The organism is Candidatus Rokuibacteriota bacterium (genome assembly GCA_016188005.1).
In the GTDB taxonomy this organism is placed as follows: Bacteria; Methylomirabilota; Methylomirabilia; order Rokubacteriales; family CSP1-6; genus UBA12499.
This window is the reverse complement of record JACPIQ010000030.1, coordinates 1-19,426: the sequence shown is the minus strand read 5'-3', so window position 1 is coordinate 19,426 and position 19,426 is coordinate 1. Positions and strand designations below refer to the sequence as shown.

Sequence of the window (19,426 nt, the reverse complement as noted above, 5' to 3'; positions counted from 1 at the left end):
CCTCGCCGGCTTCCAGCTGGACTCGTGGACGTTGAACGCCAGCGGCGAGCACGGGGAGATGCACGCCGAGGGAGGGCAGGCGCTCAGGGGCCACGTCGGCCCGCGCAAAGACCAGGGGCGCGGTGGGTGACCACCGCGCCCCTGCGCCCCTCAGCTCAGCCTGCCCTGTCCACTACCAGCGGAACGGCTTCTTTGACGGAGGGACGCCGTAGGCGCCCCTGTCGCCTCCGCCGCCGCCACGGCCGCCGCCACCCGGACGCCCGGGACCGCGACCACCTCCGCGCGGCCCGCCGCCCCCGCCCGGCGCGCGCGGGTTCGACACGTTCACCGTGAGCTTTCGCCCGTCCAGGTCCTTGCCGTTCAGCTCGGCGATGGCCCGCTGGGCCTCCTCCGCCGTCGCCATCTCGACGAAGCCGAAGCCGCGCGACTGGCCGGAGAACTTGTCGGTGACCACCGACGCGGACTCCACGGTCCCGCACTGCGAGAAGTACTCCCGCAGGGTCTCGCTGGTCGTGGAGTAGGACAGCCCGCCGACGTAGAGTTTCGCTGCCATGTTCGATCTCCTTCGGTTGTTCCTCGGCCCTGACGCACGCCCCACCAGGCCGAGGAGCCCGTCGGAGGCACTGGTGGACCACTCGCACCAGGCCCAAGTCTACACCACCATGGCCGGACCGCAAGCCGCGTGACGCCGAGCGCCTGCTCAGCGCCGCCCGAGCACGCGCCCCGGGAGGGTACCGGTATGCTCCCCGCCGTCGACGACCACCCGGCCGTTGACGAGCACCCCCTCGATGCCCCGAGCATAGCGGTGCGGCTCCTCGTAGGTGGCGAGATCGGCCACGACCTCGGGGTCGAGTAGCACCACGTCCGCCTTGGCTCCCACGCGCAGCACGCCACGGTCGGCCAGCTTCAGGCGCGCGGCAGGCAGCGCGGTCACCTTCCGCACGGCGGCTTCCAGGCTGACCAGCCGCTGCTCGCGGATGTAGCGGGCGAGCACGCGAGGGGTCCCGTAGCTGCGCGGGTGGGGCTTGCCGGCGGCGAGCTCGCCGTGGGTCGCCAGCGCCGAGCCGTCCGAGCCGATCATGACCCAGGGGTGGACGAGCGCGCGGCGGAGGTCGGCCTCGTCGAGCTGGAAGAGGATCATGTAGACCATTCCGCCCTCGATCTTGATGTCAAGCACGGGGAGCCGCCTGGAATCCGAGGACCCGCTCGCACCACGCGGCGGCGGCCAGCAAGGGGGCCTCGCCGAGGACGCCGCCCACGAGCTGGAGCGAGAGCGGCAGCCCCTCGGGCGCGAGCCCGCTCGGCACGGCGATGGCGGGCATCCCGGCGAAGCTCCACGGGGCGCAGAAGTAGGGGTCGCCGGTGGACTCGAGCCCCCGCGGCGCAGGCCCGGCCGCCGCAGGGGTGAGGAGCGCGTCGTAGCGCGCCGCGATGGGCGCCATCTCCTCGCGGAAGCGCCGGCGCCGGGCCTGGGCGGCGAGGAACTCCACGGCGCCGATGGCCTGGCCGAGGCCGATGGCCTCCCTGATCCGGGGCGGGTACTCCGCGGCATGCGTGGCGAAGGTGGACGCATGGTACGCGGCGGCCTCAACCCTCACGACGGTCGCGCCCGCGTCGTGCAGACCCTCGAAGGAGTCGGGCAGCGTTGCCTCCATCACGACGCCGCCGGCCTCGCGGAAAACGCGCGTGACCGTCTCGATGTGCTCCGCCGCGGCGGGCGTGGCGCGCTCGAGAAGGGCGCGGATCAGGCCGAGGCGCGGAGGCACGACCGGCGGCCACCCCGCCAGGTAATCGTCCACCGGCGCCGCGCTCGAGAGCGGATCGGCGGGATCGACGCCCGCCAGGAGGCCCAGGGCCAGCGCCGCATCCTCCACGCTGCGGGAGAAGATGCCGACGTGATCGAGGCTCCAGGCCAGCGGCACGACGCCGGCCGTGCTGATCCGGCCGTGGGTGGGCTTGAGGCCGACCACGCCGCAGTAGGCCGCGGGCCGCAGGACCGAGCCCACCGTCTGGGACCCGAGCGCCAGCGGCGTCATGCGCGCCGCCACGGCGGCGGCTGGCCCGCTCGAGGAGCCGCCGGGCGTGTGCTCGAGGTTCCACGGGTTGCGCGTGGGGCTCGGGTCGAGGTAGGCGAAGGCCGTCGTGGTGACCTTGCCGAGAATCACCGCGCCGTGGGCCCGGAGCCGGGCCACCGAGGCGGCGTCCACCGTGGGCCGGCGGTGGGCGAAGGCCGGCGCGCCGGCCTGCGTGGGGAACCCCGCCGCATCGAAGATGTCCTTGAGCGCCACCGGCACGCCGTGCAGCGCGCCGAGGAAGCGTCCCGCCCGGGCCTCGCTCTCGCGCTCGTGCGCGGTCCGGAGCGCGGCCGGACCGTCGAGATGGACCCAGGCCCTGACGGAGGCCTCCGTGCGCCCGATCTGCGCCAGACAGGCCGTCACCAGATCCACCGGCGAGAGCGATCCGGCGCGGATCCGGCGGGCGGCCTCGGCGGCCGTCAAGTCGTGAAGGGCAGGCATCGGGTCAGTGCAGCGCCTCGAGGACTTCGGCCACGACCTCGAAGCGCCCGAACGAGGGCATGAGGTAGGCGCCGGCATAGCGGCGGCGGATCTGGCCCACCAGTTCCTGGGCCATGGCGATCCCCACCCGGAGCGCCCGGTCCCCGGCCTCGCGCATCCGGGCGCGGGCGCCGTGCGGAATGGTGATGCCCGGCACCTCGTTGTGGAGAAATTCCGCGTGCCGCCAGGAGTGCAGCGGCAGCACCCCCACGATCACCGGCACCGGTGGAGGCGTCCCGGCGAAGAAGCGATCGAGCACCTCGAGATCGTAGACGGGCTGGGTCTGGACCCAGCGCGCGCCAGCCTCCACCTTGTGGAGGAAGCGCTCCATCTCCCGCCCCGGTTCCCCGGCGGCCGGATTCAGCGCCGCGCCCACGCAGAAGGCTGTGGGCTCGCCGATGGAGGTGCCGGTGGCGTCCAGTCCCCGGTTCATGCCGGCCAGGATGCGGATGAGACCGATGGCATCCACGTCGAACACGGCGGTGGCGTTGACGTAGTCGCCGGTGCGCGGCGGATCGCCCGTCATGGCCAGGATGTTGCGGATGTCCATGGCATGCGCGCCGAGGAGATCGGCCTGGATGCCCATGAGGTTCCGGTCCCGGCAGGTGAAGTGCATGTTGATGTCGAGCCCCGTGGCCTCGCGCACCAGCATCGCCGTCGGCAGCACCGACATGCGCACGCGCCCGAGGGAGCCGTCGTTGATGTCGAGGATCTCGACCCCGCGCTCCTTCAGGAGCTTGGCCCCCTGCACGAGCTTCTCGATGTTGTGGCCGCGCGGCGGGTCCAGCTCCACCGTGACGAGGAACTCCCCCGCCTCGAGCCCGCGTGCGAGCCGCGTGGGGCCTGCGGCGGGACCCAGAGCGGCGGTCACGCCCGCCTCGACGCGCGCCACCGACGGCGCCACCCGGGCTGCCGCCCGCGCCGGGGCGTGGCGGTCCACCGCCTCGCGCATGGCGCGGATGTGCTGGGGCGTGGTGCCGCAGCAGCCGCCGACCATCCGGGCTCCGGCCGCGATCATGCGGGCGGCGTAGTCGGCCATGTAAGCCGGCGAGGAGAGATACATGAGCCGCTCGCCGACGCGGCTCGGCAGGCCCGCGTTGGGCTGGATCACGACGGGCAGCCCGCCCGCCTCGGGCAGCATCTGCTCGAGGACGTCATACAGGACGCTGGAGCCCACCGAGCAGTTCGCCCCCACGGCCTCGACCGCCAGCGCCCGGAGCGCCCGCACCACCTCCAGCGGGCTCCGGCCGAGGAACGTCACGCTCTCGTCGGTGAAGGCCGCCGTCGCCACGATGGGGAGATCGCAAAGGGAGCGGATGGCTTCCACGGCCAGCCGTTGCTCGGTCAGATCGGAGAAGGTCTCGACGACGAAGCCGTCCACCCCGCCCGCGAGCAGCCCCTCGGCCTGCTCGCGGAAGGCCGCGCCCGCCTCGCCGGGCTCCACGGCGCCGAGGGGCGCCAGGTACTTGCCGAGCGGCCCCACGGAGCCCAGGACGAAGACGTCGCGCCCCATGCTCTCGCGCACGTCGCGCGCGAGCTTCACCCCGCGGAGGTTGATCTCCCCGACCCTCGCGGCGAGCCCATGGATGCCGAGCTTGAAGCGGTTGGCGCCGAAGGTGTTGGTCTGGATGCAGTCGGCGCCGGCCGCGATGTACTCGGCGTGGATGGCCTGGACGAGCTTCGGCTCGTTGACGTTGAGGACGTCGAAGCAGGCGTCCAGCGACACGCCGCGCGAGTAGAGCATGGTGCCCATGGCCCCGTCGCCCAGGAGCGGGCGCTCGGCCAGGCGAGCGGCGAAGGGGGCGGCCATGCTAGCGGGCCGCCTGCGCGCGGGCCGCGAGCGCGCTGAGGATCCGGGCTACGACCTCATCCGGGCCGAGGCCGGAGGTGTTCACGGTGAGCGCGGCCTGCCGGTAAAAGGGCTCGCGCGACCGGTAGAGCGCCTCCGCCTCGCCGCGGCTCCGGCCCGCGAGCATCGGCCGGTCGCCGGCGCGGCGCGCGCGCTCATAGAGGGTGTCGAAGTCGCCGGCGAGCCAGATCACGGTGCCCAGCGCGGCGAGCGCCTCCATGCGCCCCTCGCGGCAGGGCAGCCCGCCCCCCGTCGCGATGACCTCCCCCTGCTTCAAGGCGAGGAGGCCCAGCAGCTCCTCCTCCGCGGCGCGGAAGTGGGCCTCGCCGTGCCGGGCGAAGATCTCGGGGACGGAGCACCCCTCCCGGCCGGTGATCATGTCGTCGGTCTCCACGAAGCAGCGGCCCGAGCGCTTGGCCAGGAGGCGCCCGACCGAGGACTTGCCGGCGCCCATGAAGCCCACGAGGATCAGGTTCTCGGCCATCGCAGGCGCAATCGTATCACTTCGGTTGCGCGGCGAGCCCGGCGCCCCGCCCCGGGGAATCCACCCAGCACTGCCGCACCACCTCCCAGGCGCCGGCCAGGAGCGGGATGGCGACCAGCGCCCCCACCAGACCCGCGAGCTGGGCGCCGCCCAGGATGCCGAGGAGCACGGCGACGGGGTGCAGGCCCGTGGCGCGGCCGACGAAGTAGGGCACGAGGAGCTTGGCCTCCAGGAGATTGGCTCCCCAGAAGAGGAGGGCCGTCCAGAGCGCAAGCGAGCCGGAGATGTTGAACGCGGAGAGGATGCCGAGCACGGCGGCGGCCGGCGAGCCGAGGAAGGGGATCACGTTCAGCGTCGCGGCGATGCCCCCGATCAGGAGCGAGTAGGGCACGCCCAGGAGCGCCAGCCCGGCCGCGATCACCCCGCCGACACACAGGCTCACGACGAACTGGCCGCGGACATAGCCTCCCATGACGGCCAGCACGGGGGGAGCCAGGGCTGCCGCGCGCTCCCGGTGGGCTGCAGGCAGCAGCGCCGCCAGCGCGCGCCCGAGGTGCTCCGCGTCGATCACGAGGTAAGCGGCAAGGACGACGATGAGGAAGAAGCCCACGACAGCGCCGATGACCCCGGCCGTCGCGCGGAGCGTGTTCTCGAGCAGGATCTTGCCCAGGCCCGTGAGGCCTTCGCCGCCCGCCGGCACTGCGGGCAGCGGGATCTCCCAGCGCGCCCCCCAGGCGACCAGCTGCGCCGCCCAGCCCTTCGCATTCTCGATGAGCGCCGGGAGCTGGGCCGCGAACTGCGTCCCCTGCTCGACGAAGGCGGGGACGAGGAAGCGCCCGAGCACGGCGACCACGAGCGCCGCACCCAGGTAGACGCCGGCCACGGTGGCGAGCCGGGGAACGCGGTGGCGGTCCCCCCAGCGCGCCGCGGGGAGGATGGCCGCGGCTAGGATCAGCGCGGTGAGCAGCAGCATCCAGAGCTGCCACGTCCGCGCGAACACCCAGACCCCGGCCACGGCCGCCAGCAGCCGCCCGATGGTCGCCCAGGGGAGCACGCTCACCCCGACCGGATGTGGGGCGGGAGGTCGCGGAGGGCGACCGGCCCGGAACAGGGCGCGGACAGGCGCAGGCTCACCGCTTGCGGCGGGAGCGGACGACCTCGGCAATGAGGCGGATGTGCTCGGGGCCAGAGCCGCAGCAGCCGCCGACGATGGTGCAGCCGGCGTCGAGCAGCGCGGGGTACTCCTTGGCCATCGCCTCGGGGCCGAGCTCGTAGGTGGTGCGGCTTCCCGTGGTGATCGGCAGGCCGGCGTTGGGATAGGCGACGAGCGGCACGCGGACGGTCGCGCGCATCTCGCGGATGATGGCGACGGCGCGGTCCGGACCGCGCCCGCAGTTCATTCCCACGATGTCGGCCCCCGCAGCCACCAGGTTGCGCGCGACGTCCGCGGGGCTCTCGCCCCACATGGTCCGGTCGCGGTCGTGCAGCTCCTCGTACTGGAAGAACATGGTGGCCATGACGGGCAGGTCGGTGGCCGCCTTGCAGGCCCGGATGGCCGCCACGGCCTCCTGGGGGAACATCATGGTCTCCACGGCGAAGAGATCCACGCCGCCCTCGGCCAGCGCCTCGGCCTGCTCCGTGAAGGTCGCCACGTACTGCGCGTCGCTGGTGTCGCCCAGCGGCTCGTACTCGGCGGGCAGGCGGCTCGTGGGTCCCATCGAGCCCGCCACGTACCCGCCGGGCGCGCAGGCGGCCCGGGCGAGCCTGGCCCCCTTCTCGTTGAGCTCGCGGGTGCGGTCGCCGAGCCCGTACTCGTGGAGCTTGAGCCGGGTGCCACCGAAGGTGTTCGTCTCGGCGAGGTCGGAGCCGGCCGCGAAGTAGCCCGCGTGGATGCTCCGCACCACGTCGGCGTGGGTGTCGTTCCAGAGCTCGGGGCAGGCCCCGTTGGCGAGCCCCGCCTCGAAGAGCGCCGTGCCGTAGCCCCCGTCGAAGACCAGGAGCTCCCCGGCCGCCGCGCGCTCGACGATCTCCCAGCCGCGCCCCCGGGCGCCCATCACACGGGCGCCGCGACGCCCATCAGCGCCTTGGCGCGCGCCACCGCCAGGGTGGAGTCCCTGGCGTAGCCGTCGGCGCCGATCTCGTCGCAGTAGGCCTGGGTCACCGGGGCGCCGCCGACCATGACCTTGACGCGCTCGCGGAGCCCGGCCTTCTGGAGTGCGTCGATGGTGCGCTTCATAGCCGGCATGGTGGTGGTCATGAGCGCCGAGATGCCCACGATCTGGGCCCCGTGCTCCTCCACCGCCGCCACGAACTTCTCCGGCGCCACGTCCCGCCCGAGGTTGTGCACCTTGAAGCCAGCGCCCTCGAGCATCATCGCCACCAGGTTCTTGCCGATGTCGTGGAGGTCGCCCTGGGCAGTGCCGATGACGACGACGCCCAGCGACCGGCCCGCCGCCCCTGCGGCCGTGAGCAGGGGCTTGAGCAGATCGAGCCCGGCGTACATGGCCCGGGCCGACAGGAGCACCTGCGGCACGTAGTACTCGTTCCGCCGGAACTTCTCGCCCACCACGTCCATGCCGGGGATGAGCCCGCGGAAGATGAGGTCGGTGGGCGGAAGCGCCAGCGCCAAGCCTTCCTGCGTCATCCTGAACACGGTGTCCTTGTCGCCGAGGACGAGGGCCCGTGCCATGGCGGGAAAATCGAAGCCGTCGACGGCGCGCAGCGTGGCCATGGGTCGGATTCTCCCACAGGCCCGGAGAGCTCCGCAAGGCGAAGGAGGGTGGTCCCGCACGCACGCGGGGCCATTCGGCTTGACCGCCCTGCGTCCGGTACACTAGAATCCGCGCAATCGCAGCCTCGGGGCCCGCCCGAGGGAATGGGGGTCCGGTGAGGCTCAAGGTTTTGGGGGCCTATGGCAGCGAGGGGCCGGGGCAGCGGCCATCGGCGTTCCTGGTGGACGACCGGGTGCTGGTGGACGCCGGCACGGTCGGCGGCCTCCTCTCCGTTCCCGAGCAGGTCGCCGTCGAGCACGCCGTCTTGAGCCACGCCCACCTGGACCACACGGTGGGCCTCGCCTTCCTCGCGGACACCCTGGCCATGATCGCTCCCGAGCGGTACGTCACCGCCTGCAGCATCGGCCCCGTCATCGACACGCTCCGCACCCATGCCTTCAACGACCTCCTCTGGCCGAACTTCGCGGCGATCCCATCTCGCTCGGAGCCGGTGCTGAGGTTCCGCGCGCTCCCCGAGGACGCCGAGGCGCGCGTCGGTGACCTGTGGGTGACGCCGATCCTGGTGGATCATGCGGTAGCCGCCGCGGGGTTCATCGTGCACGATGGGGAGACGGGATTCGTCTACAGCGGCGACACCGGCCCCACGGTGCGCTTGTGGCAGGCAGCGAGAGAGATGCGCGGGCTCAAGGCCCTCGTGGTGGAGACGGCCTTCCCCAACCGGCTCGATGCTCACGCGCGCGCCTCGGGCCACCTCACGCCGGCCATGCTGGGCCGCGAGATCGACAAGATGCCCCCGGAGCTGCCCGTCTGGATCTTCCACGTCAAGCCCCAGCTGTACCAGGAGACAGCCGAGGAGCTGGCCCAGATCGACCCCGCCCGCATCCACATCCTCGAGCAGGGCAAGACCTACTCTCTTTGAAGTGGGGCGGGCACCCGGGCTTCGCCACGCCCGCCCCCGCCGGACGATCGCCCAGCGCGACCTCCGTCACGCGATCCGAGTCGCCGTCGACCCCGGCGCGGGCACCCGGGCTTCGCCACGCCCGCCCCCGCCGGACGATCGCCCAGCGCGACCTCCATCACGCGATCCGAGTCGCCGTCGACCCCGGCGCGGGCACCCGGGCTTCGCCACGCCCGCCCCCGCCGGATCCTCGCGCTCGATCGATAGCTCGGGCGATCTCAGTCGCGGTCACTGCGGCGCCGCGTCGCCCGCCGGGTGTCGCCGGCACGGCCGCGTGGGGTCAGCGGGAGCGGGTCCCCGCGTAGAGGAAGTCGGCCAGCCAACCATTCACCGTGGCCGGATGCTCGATCTGGGGGAAATGGCCGCAGCGGTCGAGCCAACGCCCCTCCGCCACGGGCAGCTCCCGAGCCACCGCCGCCGCATGCGACATCGGGACCACCGGATCTTGCCGGCCGTGGACGATCAGCGACGGTACCTCCAGTCGACCCAGCGCCCTCCGGCACGCCGCGGCGTCCGCGGTGAAGTCGGCCTTGACCGAGCGGAGCGTGGAGAGATAAGCGGCGCGACCCGCCGGGCTCGTGCGGGCGGCGTACTCGTGGGAAACGAGGAACGCGATCTCGTCGGGCTCGGGAGCGGCGAAGCAGCGGGCCAGCGCGGCCGCGCAGAGGCTGGGGGTGAGGAGGCTCGAAACGATCTCCCCGACCCCGGGCAGCACCATGAGGCGGTAGGCGAGGGACGCGCGCAGCGGAAAGCCGGGCACGGTGGCGCCGAGGAGCGCCAGGCGCTCCACGCGGTCGGGGAAGAGGACGGCATGGGCCACCGCCACCGCGCCGCCGAGGGAGTGTCCCACGAGCCGGACGCGCTCGACGCCAAGGGCGCAGAGCAGGCCCTCCACCGCGCGGGCGTGGAAGGACAGCCGGTAGTCGCGCCGCGGCTTCGCGGATCGGCCAAAGCCCGGGAGGTCGAGCGCGATCACCGTGCCCCGGCCCCTGAGGGCCGCGATGGTGCCGCGCCACGACTCGGCGAACCCGCCCAGGCCGTGGATCAGGACTGTCGCAGGCCCGCGCCCCTCCCTGACGTAGTGGAGGCTCAGCCCGTCCAGATCGGCGCCCACCAGCGAGAGCTCGGGCACGGCTGTCTCGGGGCTACGAGGAGAAGAGGGGCTCCCCGTCCAGGAACCGGGAGAGCGGCACCCTGAACGGGAACAGGCTGAAGATTCCCCCCGTGTGGATGAAGCACACGCGCTGGCCCAGCGCCTGAGGGTCCTTGCGGAGCGTGTCGAGGAGCCCGGCGAAGGCCTTGGCCGTGTACACGGGGTCCAGGGCCACGCCCTCCTGGCGCGCGAGCTGGACGACGGTGCGGAGCTCCTCGTCGCCCACCGCGGCCCGCCCCCTGCCCTGATAGCCGTCGAGCAGGTGAATGCTCTTCGGCACCTCGATGGCGAGGCCGAACCGGGTGATGGCCTTGACCATGGTCCGGGCGATGTAGTCGCGCACCTGCGCGCCCGGCAGTGCGATGGGCACTCCCACTACCTCGGAGGGCAGGCCCGCCAGCTGCTTGCCCATCAGCAGCCCCGCCTGGCTGCTCCCGCTGAATGCCGTGATGACGACGCTGTCGAAGCGGGGCGCGCCCTGGCCGATCTGTCCGGCCAGCTCCACGGCGCATTCCAGGTAGCCGAGCGCCCCCACCTCGTTGGAGCCGCTCTCCGGGATGACGTAGGGCCGGCCGCCCCGCGCCCTCACCTCGTCGGCGAGGTCCGCGAGCACCTGGTCCACGCGCTCGAACTCGGCGCCCGACAGATACCGGACATCGGCGCCGAGCAGCCGGTCCAGGAGCAGGTTCCCGTCATAGGCTTCGGGCTTGCCACCCTTTACTGCGAGGACGGCCCGGAGCCCCAGCCGCGCCGCCACCGCCGACACCGCGCGACAGCAGTTGGACTGGAGCGTCCCGCACGTGATGAGCGTGTCGGCCCCCTGGGCGACCGCCTCCCCCACCAGGAACTCCAGCTTGCGGACCTTGTTCCCCGACTCGAGGAGGCCGGTCAGGTCGTCCCGCTTGAGATAGAGCTCGACGCCGAGCTGGGCGGAGAGGCGGTCGAGCTTGAGGATCGGCGTCGGGGCGAGCGCGAGTGGGTAGCGCGGCGGCACGGCCATGGCGTCATCGTATCACGCCCCTCTCGCGGCCTCCGCGTGCTCCCGCTCCCGAGCGATACGACGGACGCCGGTTTCGGCCATAATGGCCGGGTGACCCCGGACCGGGAGACCCTGGCGAACCCGCGGCTGTGGCTCGCATTCGCCTCGATGCTGCTCGTCTCCGGGCTCGGTAATGCCTTCCCGATTTTCTTCCCCGCCCTCCTCACCGAGTTCGGGGGCTCTCGCGGCGCCACCGCCTCCACCGTGTCCTTCCTCTGGATCGGCGGCGCGGTGCTCGGGCCGCTGTCCGGCTACCTCGTCTCGCGCTGGAACCCCCGCCTGATCGTGACGCTCGGCCTCGGCGCCGCGGCCACGGGCCTCGCCGTGGGGACGCTGGCCACCTCGCTCCCCATGTTCATCGGCGCGGTGGGGCTGGGCGGCGGCATCGGCGTGGGCCTGACGGGCATGGTGACGCAGGCCGCGCTGCTCGCCGACGTCTACGTCAGGCGCCGGGGGCTCGCCATGGGAATCGCCTTCTCCGGCTCCATGGCGGGCTATGCGCTGGCGCCGGGGATCCAGGGGGCGATCGCGCTGACAGGCTGGCGCGGCGCCCTGGCCGGCTACGTCGTCGCCCTGGTGGCGCTGATCGCGTGGGGCTGGCGGGTGTGCCCGACCCGGCTCGAGATCCCCGCAGCCAGGACGCCGGCCGGAGACCTCACGGCGCCGCGCAGCGTGGGCGGCATCGTCCGCTCGGTGCCCTTCTGGGCCCTCGCAGTGGTCTTCGCGGTGCCGCCGCTCTTCGGCTATCTCGCCACCACCCAGCACGCGCTCTACTTCACCGCCCGCGGCCTCTCGGCGGCCGAGGCCTCCGTGCTCCTCGCCGTGGGCGGCGTGCTCGCCGCCATCGGGCGGGCCCTGGCCGGCCTCGCGGCCGATCGCTTCGGGGGCCCGCCGGCGGGTTTCCTGTCCTTCAGCTGCTCGATCGTGGGAATGCTCTGCCTCCTCGGGATGGAGGCCTGGCCGGGACGGCTCGTCGCCTACGGCTACGCGCTCTTCCTCTTCCTGCCGCTGGGCTCGAGGGCCACCATCGTCGCCGTCCTCCTGAGCCGCATCGCCCCGCCGGCTCGGTACGGCGCCGTCTTCGGGCTTCTCAGCATCGGCAACAGCCTGGGCGCCGCCGCCGGCCCCTGGATGTCGGGGTGGCTCTACGACGTGACGGCCTCCTACCTCGTCATCTACCTCTGCGCGACGGGCCTCGCCGGTGCGGGGCTCGCGGCCCTGGCCGTCTTCGTTCTGACGACGCGACCCGGCGCCGTCTGACGCGCCGGGCGAGCCGCAGCCGCTAGGCGAGGCGAGCGGATATGGAAATGGGGCGAGCGGGAGCGAGCCGGGCGACGGAGCCATGAGCTCGCGCGGCCGCCGGCTTCTGGGAGCAGGACTCCTGGCGGCACTCCTCGGGCTGGCGCTGGCGTGGCGCTTCGGCGCGCCCGTCGCGTTCACCCTGGCCCTCGCCTTCCCTTCTACCGAGCGGTGGCTCGCACCCGTCGCCCGGGACGCGATCCGCACGGAGGTGAGCTTCGGCGCTGGCGGCCGACCCGTCCACGCCGATCTCTACCGCCGCCCCGGGCCGCGGGGTGCCCTCGTCCTGGTTCACGGCCTCTCTCCCGCGGGTCGGCGTCATCCCGAGCTGATGCGTCTGGCCCGGCTGCTCGCCCGCCATGGGCTGCTCGTTCTCGTCCCGCACGTCGAGGGACTGGCCGCGCTCCGGCTCGGCGGGCGCGAGGTGGACGAGATCCGCGCGGCCATCCAGCACGCCGCGGGCCTCGGCGACCGCGTCGGCGTCGTGGGCCTGAGCTTCGGGGCCGGGCCCGCCCTGCTGGCGGCCGCCACCCTCCCCGAGGTCCGCCTGGCCGGGAGCTTCGGGGGCTATGCCGATCTGCGCCACGTGATCGCCTACATCTCGACGGGCGTCCACGAGCTCGGCGGCCGGCGCTACGTGCAGCGACACGAGGAGTACAACCGCTGGAAGCTCGTCGCCCTGCTGGCGGGCTTCGTGGACAGCGAGAGGGATCGCGAGGGGCTCGCCGCGATCGCGCGGCGGAAGCTCGCCGACCCCGCGGATCCGACCACGGGCCTGGAGAGCGCCCTGGGCGAGGCAGGACAGGCGGCCATGGCCCTGGCGCTGAACCGGCGCGAGGACCTTGTGGCACCGCTCCTGTCCCGCCTGCCGTCCCGGGCGCTGGAGGCCCTTGACCGCCTCTCGCCGCTTCCCGCCATCCCCACGCTCCACGGGCGGCTCCTGATCGCCCACGGGAGTGGTGACGAGTCCATCCCCTTCACGGAAAGCCTGAGGCTGGCGCAGGCGGCCGAGGGCCGGGCCCGGGTCGTGATCCTCGAGTCCTTTCATCACACCGGCCCTCGAGGCGTCTGGGAGGCGACGGCCCGGCGCGCCCTTGACGGCTGGCGGCTGCTGCGCCTGGCCGACGAGCTGCTGGCCCTGTGAGCCGACCCGGAACTCCGAGGGCCCGGAGAGGGCTCAGCGGCGCCGCCACCGGCGGCCCGCACGGACGGTGAGCACGGGGACGAAGCGGCGCGCGGCCTTGAAGTCGTGGCCGGCGGCATCCCCGAAGGTGAAGTCGCCCTCCTCGAGGTCGAGCACCGCCGCATCCCCGGAGGCGCCGGGCGCCAGCGCGCCGAGCTTGCCCGCCTGGCCGATCGCCCGCGCCGGGGCCTCCGTCACGGCGCGGATCACCTCGGGAAGCGGCAGTCCCAGGGCGAGGAAACTTGACATGACGCCGAGCAGGTCGTACATGCGGCGCGCCACGGCAGGTCTCACCATGTCGGTGGACAGCGTCGTGGGTGGCAACCCCTGGGCCAGCGCGGCCCGGGCCACCTCGACGTCGAAGTGGACGCCGGCATGGGCCACGTCGAGGATCACCCCCCGCGCCGCGGCGTCGCGGACGGAGGGGAGGACCTTCCCCGCGCCGTCCAGGATCCCGTGCTCGTGGCCGTTGAAGATGTGCGTCACGACGTCGCCGGGCCTGAGCCGGTCGAGGATCACCGGCAGCGGGATCGGCGTCCCCGAGACGTGCACCATGAGCCGCGTGCTCGCGTCGTCGCAGATGCGGCGGGCCATCTCCAGCGCTGGCAGGGCGTTGGCCTCCCCCGTCGCCGCGCGCTGGATGCGGACCTTGAGCCCAAGGAGCTCGGGGAAGCGCCGGAAGGCGTCGCGCGTGCGCTCCTCCTGGGCGAAGCGGAGGTCCTCGAGCTCCCCGACGCCGGCCGCCAGTGTGGCCAGACCTGTGGTCGCCAGGTGGAGGAAGGCCAGCACGCGGGTCTCGGCGCGCGCGATGACGTACTCGCGGAACCCCGCGTAGGTCGCCCAGCCGCTGCTCCCGGCGTCCACCGCAGTGGTGACGCCGCCGGGCAGACAGAGATCGTCCGGATCCACGAAGAGCGGCTGGCCGCGATGGAAGAAGTGGCCGTGCAGATCGATGAGCCCCGGCGTCACGAGCTTGCCAGTGACATCCACGACCTCGGCGGCCGTGACGGAAAGGTCCGGACCCAACGCGGCCACACGGCCGTTGGCGAAGGCCACGTCGCACGGCCCGTCGACGCCCTGCCCGGGATCGATGACGGTTCCGCCGCGGAGGATCAGGTCGAAGTCCATGCGCCCCCCTCCCGTAGTCGGGTTCCTCTGCCCCATCCGCGACTGCCGCCGGACTCCGTGGACGTCCCGTCAGCGGGGAGGGCGCGCCAGGAGCGCGGCCAGCGCCGCTGCCTCCCGCTCCTGGAAGCGGACGGCGACGCGCAGCTGCTCGAGGTACTGCTCGAGCGTCTTGCCGCCGAGCACGATGCCCCGGCTCGCGAAGAACTCCTGCACCTCCTGCTCCCATTCGGGGCTCACCAGTGCCGTGACGCCCTCGTACATCCGCCGATAGGCGCTGCCCGGGTACTGCCGCGCCATCGTCTCCCAGTGCTCCTTGACGAAGTCCCACGCGAGCCCCCGTGAGTACACGCCACCCAGCAGCGCGCGCACCAGGAAGGGGGCGTCCTGGCTCCGGACCTCGCCATTGATGGTGCGCGCGAGCGTCCGGCGGATCAGCTCGGGCTGGCGGAAGGCGGCGAGCGCGTAGAGGTAACGCTGCTCCTCCTGGGGCGTGCGCGCGCTCTTGAAGCGCTGGAGGAACTCCTCGTACTCGCCCTCGCCACCGGAGGCGGCGAGGATCGCGATGAGGGCGGGCAGCAGGTTGGGATCCACGACCGTCTCGTCGTGCCGGTAGCCCTCGTAGACCGACCGCGCGCGCCGCTGCGTCTCCTCGTCGTTGCCCAGCGTGCCGAGGGCGCGGAGGAGATCGGCACGGAGCTGGCGTGCGAGCTCGCTCTCCTCGGGCTGCCGCTCCCAGGACAGCCGCTCCACGGCCCGCTCCAGCCGGTGGCGGACCCAGGCCTCGAGCCGGGGCCGCACGGTCTCGGGCAGGATCCGGTTCAGGTACGCCAGGGACCCGGTGAGCACGGCCCAGACGTTGCGGTCCGTCTCATCGCGGAAGGAGCCCGTCAGGTCCAGGTACTCGGCGGCCGACATGGCGCCCGCCTGGGTGAGCGCCAGCGCGTCGCTGACCAGATTGAAGCGCTCGATGGGCGGGATGCGCGACAGCGCCTTGGCCATCCGCCGCAGCATGGCCGGCGCGTACTGCACCCGATAGAACCCGTGCCCGCCCGCGTTGGCCACCGCCCAGTCCGCCGGGGCGGGCAGCGCCACGCGTACCTCGGCCTCTTCGAGCAACACCCGCTTCTCGACCCAGCCTCCCTTGACCGAGGCGCGCAGCGCGACCGGAATGCGCCAGTGCTCGCTCTCCTCGGGCCCGGCCTCGAGATAGGTGAAGCGCCGCTGGGAGAGCTTGAGGCCGGGCCCGTCCTTCTCCACCGTCACCACGGGGTAGCCGGGGCGGAAGATCCAGGCGTCCATCACCTCGGGGATCGGCTGCCGGGCCGCCTCACCGAGGGCCTTCCAGAGATCGGTGGTCTCGGCGTTGCCGTGGCGGTGCTGCTGGAGATAGCGACGGACGCCGTCGCGGAACACCTCGGGCCCCAGGTGCTGCTCGAGCATGCGCAGCACCGAAGCGCCCTTCTCGTACGTGAGCAGATCGAACATGGCCTCGCAGTCGCGCGGCGCCCGCACCTCGAACTCGATGGGGCGGCTCGACAGGAGGCCGTCAACGCCCATGGCGGCGGCGCGCGACACCCCGAAGGTGACCCAGCGCTCCCACTGAGGCTTCCAGGCCTCCACCGCCAGCATCTCCATGAACGTGGCGAAGGCCTCGTTGAGCCAGATGCCGTTCCACCACGCCATCGTCACGAGGTCCCCGAACCACATGTGCGCCACCTCGTGTGCCACCACGTCGGCCACGCGCTCCAGCTCCGTGTGGGAGGCCGCCGTCTCGTCCACCAGCAGCGCGGTCTCGCGATAGGTGATGGCGCCAAGGTTCTCCATCGCTCCGGCGGCGAAGTCCGGGATGGCCAGCATGTCGAGCTTGTCTCCGGGGTACGGCAGCCCGTAGTACCGCTCGAAGAAGTCCAGCGCGAAGGCGCCGGCCTCCAGCGCGAAGCGCGCCAGGGGCTGCTTGCCGGGCACGCACCAGACGCGCAGCGGCGTCTGGCCCACCATGACGGGCGCGGTCGCCTCCAGCTCACCCACGATGAAGGCCACCAGGTAGGTGGACATCTTCATGGAGTCGGCGAAGGTGACGACCTTGCGGCCGTCCTCCGTCCGCTCCTCGCGGACGACGGCGGTGTTGGACACCGCGGCCAGCCGCTCGGGGACCACGAGCGTGACGCCGAACACGGCCTTGCAGCCGGGTTCGTCCCAGCACGGGAAGGCGCGGCGCGCGTCGGTGGCCTCGAACTGGGTGGCCGCCAGCGTGTGGGAGGCCCCGGCCGCGTCCTTGTACGTGCTGCGGTAGAAGCCGTGGAGGCGATCGTTCAGGGTGCCGGTGAAGCGGAGCGTGAGGCGCCACTGGCCGGGGAGGAGGGGCGAGGGAAAGCTGAGCCGGGCGCGCTCGGCGGCCTCGTCGAGCTCCGCGCGCCCCTCCACCGCCGCGTCGCTCGCGTCGCGGGCTGTGACGGCGAGGATGCAGAGCTCGGCCGCATTGAGCAGGATCTCCGTCACCGGTTCCCGCACGGTGACGGCGATGGTCTCCTCGCCCCTGAAGGTGGCGGTGTCGAGATCGGGCTCGAGCCGGATGTCGTACCGGCCGGGCACGACCGTGATGGGCAAGCGATGATCCATGATCTCTTCTCCCGTTGCGCCGCGACGGGCCGCTGGCGCCCTACGGAGGATACCAGAGTCGCCCAGGCGACACACTCTTGACATCGCCGCGGCGACGGCCCCACACTCGCGCCCGGTGGACACCCTGACGGATCGCGTGGCCGTGGTCACCGGGGGCGCCAGCGGGATCGGGCGCGCCCTCTGCCTGGCCTTCGCCCGCGAGGGCATGCGCGTCGTCATCGCCGACCTGGACGGGCCGGGCATGGACGAGACCGCGTCGCAGGTCGGGGCCGCCGGGGCGCGCGTCATCACGCTGCGGACGGACGTCAGCCGGCTCGCGGACGTCCAGGCCCTGGCCGACCGGGCCTGGCAAGACTTCGGCGGGGTCCACGTGCTCTGCAACAACGCGGGCGTCACCGTGAGCGGCGGTCTCGAGGCGGCGACCCATCGCGACTGGGAATGGGTGGTCGGCGTCAATCTGTGGGGCGTGATCCACGGGATCGAGACCTTCGTGCCGCGCATGATCGCCCAGAAGCAGGGCGGCCACATCGTCAACACCGCATCCATGGCCGGCCTGATCGCCTCGCAGGGGCTCGGTGTCTACAACACCACCAAGTACGCCGTGGTGGGGCTGTCCGAGACGCTCTCGAAGGACCTGCGCCCCTACGGCATCGGGGTCTCGGTGCTCTGCCCCATGGGCGTGACCACCCGGATCCGCCAGAGCTCGCGCAACCGGCCGACCCACCTCCTGAACCCGGAAGACCCGCCGGGCCGCGCGGTGGAGCTGATCGGCCGCTACCTCACGCCGGAGCACGTGGCCGAGCGCGTCCTGCGCGCTGTCCGCGACAACCGCCTCCACGTCATCACCCACGCGGAGGGGCTCGAGCCGCTGCGCCGCCGCTTCGAGCGCCTGGCCCGGGGCATCGACGAGTCACGATGAAATGACGCCGCTGCTCAGGACCGACATCCGGAGCCTGCCGTTCCTGCACAGCGGCAAGGTGCGGGACATCTATGCGGTGGGTGAGGACAAGCTCCTCATCGTGCAGACCGATCGCCTGTCGGCCTTCGACGTCGTGCTCGAGGACCCCATCCCCGGCAAGGGGGAGGTGCTCACTGCCCTGTCCGACTTCTGGTTCAAGAAGCTCGGCTACCTGGTGCGCAACCACACCACCGGCATCGACCCGGAGTCGGTGGTCTCGGGCGAGGCGGAGCGCGCCCAGGTGCGCGGGCGGGCGATGGTGGCGCGGCGTCTCACGCCGCTGACCATCGAAGCGATCGTGCGCGGTTACATCATCGGCTCGGGATGGAAGGAGTACCAGAAGACCGGGGCGATCTGCGGGATCGCGCTGCCGGCAGGCCTTCAGGAGGCGCAGAAGCTGCCGGAGACCGTCTTCACCCCCTCCACCAAGGCGCCGGCCGGCCAGCACGACGAGAACATCCCGTTCGCGGAGGCCGAGCGGCGCCTGGGCGCCGGGGTCGCCCGCGAGGTCCGCCAGGCGGCCATCAGCCTCTACACCCGCGCCGCCGAGTACGCCGCCACCCGCGGCATCATCATCGCCGACACCAAGTTCGAGTTCGGCACCGATGCGGCCGGCGCCGTATTCCTCATCGACGAGATCCTCACGCCCGACTCGTCGCGCTTCTGGCCCGTGAGCGAGTACCGGGTGGGCGCGAGCCCCCCCTCCTTCGACAAGCAGTTCGTCCGCGACTGGCTGGAGCGGCAGCCGTGGAACAAGAAGCCGCCGGCCCCGCGCCTGCCCGCCGACATCATCGCCAGGACCGCCGAGAAGTACCGCGAGGCCCTGCGGCGGCTCGTGGGCGCCTGACACGTGCGCGGCCAGCTGGGCCACCGCCGTCGGTGTATACTGCCGACCGGCCTCTCGCGCAAGGGGCCGAATCCATTCCAAGGAGAGTGCTCATGCCCGTGACCATGAAGGTCCTCGCGAACGGCCCCATCGTCGTGACCGGAGAATGCCAGGTGACCGACGCAGAGGGGAAGGCACTGGTCCCGAAGGCGAACCCCTTCTACCTCTGCCGCTGCGGCGCCTCCGGCAACAAGCCGTTCTGCGACGGCCAGCACAAGAAGGTCGAGTTCAAGGCCTAGTCGCCCCGCGCGGAAATCCGAAGATTGCCGGTCGGGGCGGGGGGCCCCCCGCGGAACCGTGGCTTCTGCGCGATACCGGAGCCGAAGACCTCGATCTCGTGGCTCGTCACGAGACGTAGCCGCGGGATGCGACTCAGCGTGTTCCGCGGGGAGGCCCCCCGCCCCGGCCGGCGCCCTGTCTTCGGATTTGGGCGGGGCGACTAGCTCTTGAACTCGATCTTCTTGTGCTGGCCGTCGCAGAACGGCTTGTTGGCGGAGGCCCCGCAGCGACAGAGGTAGAAGGGGTTCGCGTTCGGGACGACCGCGTTCCCTTCGGCATCGGTCACCTGGCACTCTCCGGTCAC

At 72.6% G+C, this 19,426-nt stretch carries 19 protein-coding genes; 6 read left to right on the top strand and 13 right to left on the bottom strand.

The genetic code is table 11. The features are described 5' to 3' along the window. Positions 1-172 precede the first annotated feature (172 nt). From HYV93_07095 to HYV93_07060, 8 genes are all read right to left on the bottom strand, one after another. The gene (locus HYV93_07095) at positions 173-553 is read right to left on the bottom strand and encodes an RNA-binding protein (protein ID MBI2525734.1); all 381 of its coding nucleotides are present in this window, start codon (positions 551-553) and stop codon (positions 173-175) included. Positions 554-700: 147 nt separating this feature from the next. Then, a complete protein-coding gene (locus tag HYV93_07090; GenBank protein ID MBI2525733.1) occupies positions 701-1,177 on the bottom strand; it encodes an amidohydrolase family protein in 477 nt (158 codons plus the stop codon). Continuing rightward, positions 1,170-2,516 (bottom strand): amidase, encoded by a 1,347-nt coding sequence (locus HYV93_07085; protein ID MBI2525732.1) that lies wholly within the window; start codon positions 2,514-2,516, stop codon positions 1,170-1,172. Before HYV93_07085 ends, HYV93_07090 begins: the two co-directional genes overlap by 8 nt. 4 nt (positions 2,517-2,520) lie before the next feature. Further along, positions 2,521-4,365, bottom strand: coding sequence for a bifunctional homocysteine S-methyltransferase/methylenetetrahydrofolate reductase (locus tag HYV93_07080; protein ID MBI2525731.1), 1,845 nt, complete (start codon positions 4,363-4,365; stop codon positions 2,521-2,523). Position 4,366: 1 nt separating this feature from the next. Then, a complete protein-coding gene (locus HYV93_07075) occupies positions 4,367-4,888 on the bottom strand; it encodes a shikimate kinase (GenBank protein ID MBI2525730.1) in 522 nt (173 codons plus the stop codon). A gap of 16 nt (positions 4,889-4,904) precedes the next feature. Next, on the bottom strand, positions 4,905-5,948 hold the full coding sequence (locus HYV93_07070) for an AI-2E family transporter (GenBank protein ID MBI2525729.1): 1,044 nt from the start codon (positions 5,946-5,948) through the stop codon (positions 4,905-4,907). A 70-nt stretch (positions 5,949-6,018) separates the two neighbouring features. Beyond that, positions 6,019-6,942: a homocysteine S-methyltransferase family protein gene (locus HYV93_07065; protein MBI2525728.1), complete on the bottom strand. Its 924-nt coding sequence runs from the start codon at positions 6,940-6,942 to the stop codon at positions 6,019-6,021. Continuing rightward, entirely contained in the window at positions 6,942-7,577 is a 636-nt protein-coding gene (locus HYV93_07060) for a corrinoid protein (protein ID MBI2525727.1), read from the bottom strand. Before HYV93_07060 ends, HYV93_07065 begins: the two co-directional genes overlap by 1 nt. A 197-nt stretch (positions 7,578-7,774) precedes the next feature. Here HYV93_07060 and HYV93_07055 point away from each other — a divergent pair, with 197 nt between their 5' ends. Next, positions 7,775-8,539 carry a 3',5'-cyclic-nucleotide phosphodiesterase gene (locus tag HYV93_07055; protein ID MBI2525726.1) on the top strand — a complete coding sequence of 255 codons (765 nt, stop codon included), beginning with the start codon at positions 7,775-7,777 and terminating at the stop codon, positions 8,537-8,539. 319 nt (positions 8,540-8,858) lie between these two features. Here the strand turns inward: HYV93_07055 and HYV93_07050 are convergent, their stop codons facing one another. Both HYV93_07050 and HYV93_07045 read right to left on the bottom strand, forming a co-directional pair. Then, complete coding sequence (locus HYV93_07050) at positions 8,859-9,710, bottom strand: alpha/beta fold hydrolase (GenBank protein MBI2525725.1); 852 nt, start codon at positions 9,708-9,710, stop codon at positions 8,859-8,861. A gap of 13 nt (positions 9,711-9,723) precedes the next feature. Then, positions 9,724-10,731 carry a D-cysteine desulfhydrase family protein gene (locus HYV93_07045; GenBank protein ID MBI2525724.1) on the bottom strand — a complete coding sequence of 336 codons (1,008 nt, stop codon included), beginning with the start codon at positions 10,729-10,731 and terminating at the stop codon, positions 9,724-9,726. Positions 10,732-10,821: 90 nt separating this feature from the next. Between HYV93_07045 and HYV93_07040 the strand changes: the two genes are divergently transcribed. Next, positions 10,822-12,030 (top strand): MFS transporter, encoded by a 1,209-nt coding sequence (locus HYV93_07040; protein MBI2525723.1) that lies wholly within the window; start codon positions 10,822-10,824, stop codon positions 12,028-12,030. Between the two features lie 82 nt (positions 12,031-12,112). After that, complete coding sequence (locus HYV93_07035; GenBank protein MBI2525722.1) at positions 12,113-13,213, top strand: hypothetical protein; 1,101 nt, start codon at positions 12,113-12,115, stop codon at positions 13,211-13,213. A 33-nt stretch (positions 13,214-13,246) separates the two neighbouring features. On the opposite strand, the gene HYV93_07030 is transcribed toward HYV93_07035, so the two are convergent. Together HYV93_07030 and HYV93_07025 are read right to left on the bottom strand one after the other, a co-directional pair. Next, positions 13,247-14,380, bottom strand: coding sequence for an amidohydrolase/deacetylase family metallohydrolase (locus HYV93_07030; GenBank protein MBI2525721.1), 1,134 nt, complete (start codon positions 14,378-14,380; stop codon positions 13,247-13,249). 69 nt (positions 14,381-14,449) lie between these two features. Beyond that, the gene (locus HYV93_07025) at positions 14,450-16,999 is read right to left on the bottom strand and encodes a M1 family metallopeptidase (GenBank protein ID MBI2525720.1); all 2,550 of its coding nucleotides are present in this window, start codon (positions 16,997-16,999) and stop codon (positions 14,450-14,452) included. A gap of 115 nt (positions 17,000-17,114) precedes the next feature. On the opposite strand from HYV93_07025, the gene HYV93_07020 reads away from it, so the two are divergent. The 3 genes from HYV93_07020 (at position 17,115) to HYV93_07010 (ending at position 19,082) form a co-directional block, all read left to right on the top strand. Further along, complete coding sequence (locus HYV93_07020; protein MBI2525719.1) at positions 17,115-17,918, top strand: SDR family NAD(P)-dependent oxidoreductase; 804 nt, start codon at positions 17,115-17,117, stop codon at positions 17,916-17,918. Position 17,919: 1 nt separating this feature from the next. After that, complete coding sequence (locus HYV93_07015; protein MBI2525718.1) at positions 17,920-18,804, top strand: phosphoribosylaminoimidazolesuccinocarboxamide synthase; 885 nt, start codon at positions 17,920-17,922, stop codon at positions 18,802-18,804. Between the two features lie 92 nt (positions 18,805-18,896). Next, on the top strand, positions 18,897-19,082 hold the full coding sequence (locus HYV93_07010; protein ID MBI2525717.1) for a CDGSH iron-sulfur domain-containing protein: 186 nt from the start codon (positions 18,897-18,899) through the stop codon (positions 19,080-19,082). A gap of 200 nt (positions 19,083-19,282) precedes the next feature. Here the strand turns inward: HYV93_07010 and HYV93_07005 are convergent. Then, on the bottom strand, positions 19,283-19,426 hold a 144-nt coding region (locus HYV93_07005; protein MBI2525716.1), incomplete at its 5' end, for a CDGSH iron-sulfur domain-containing protein.

Bases quoted from the DNA above. Each gene is read 5' to 3' on its own strand.
- HYV93_07075 (MBI2525730.1), bottom strand. From the start codon at position 4,888: ATGGCCGAGAACCTGATCCTCGTGGGCTTCATGGGCGCCGGCAAGTCC.
- HYV93_07095 (MBI2525734.1), bottom strand. From the start codon at position 553: ATGGCAGCGAAACTCTACGTCGGCGGGCTGTCCTACTCCACGACCAGC.
- HYV93_07065 (MBI2525728.1), bottom strand. From the start codon at position 6,942: ATGGGCGCCCGGGGGCGCGGCTGGGAGATCGTCGAGCGCGCGGCGGCC.
- HYV93_07010 (MBI2525717.1), top strand. From the start codon at position 18,897: ATGCCCGTGACCATGAAGGTCCTCGCGAACGGCCCCATCGTCGTGACC.
- HYV93_07025 (MBI2525720.1), bottom strand. From the start codon at position 16,999: ATGGATCATCGCTTGCCCATCACGGTCGTGCCCGGCCGGTACGACATC.
- HYV93_07045 (MBI2525724.1), bottom strand. From the start codon at position 10,731: ATGGCCGTGCCGCCGCGCTACCCACTCGCGCTCGCCCCGACGCCGATC.
- HYV93_07080 (MBI2525731.1), bottom strand. From the start codon at position 4,365: ATGGCCGCCCCCTTCGCCGCTCGCCTGGCCGAGCGCCCGCTCCTGGGC.
- HYV93_07085 (MBI2525732.1), bottom strand. From the start codon at position 2,516: ATGCCTGCCCTTCACGACTTGACGGCCGCCGAGGCCGCCCGCCGGATC.
- HYV93_07015 (MBI2525718.1), top strand. From the start codon at position 17,920: ATGACGCCGCTGCTCAGGACCGACATCCGGAGCCTGCCGTTCCTGCAC.
- HYV93_07035 (MBI2525722.1), top strand. From the start codon at position 12,113: ATGAGCTCGCGCGGCCGCCGGCTTCTGGGAGCAGGACTCCTGGCGGCA.
- HYV93_07030 (MBI2525721.1), bottom strand. From the start codon at position 14,380: ATGGACTTCGACCTGATCCTCCGCGGCGGAACCGTCATCGATCCCGGG.
- HYV93_07060 (MBI2525727.1), bottom strand. From the start codon at position 7,577: ATGGCACGGGCCCTCGTCCTCGGCGACAAGGACACCGTGTTCAGGATG.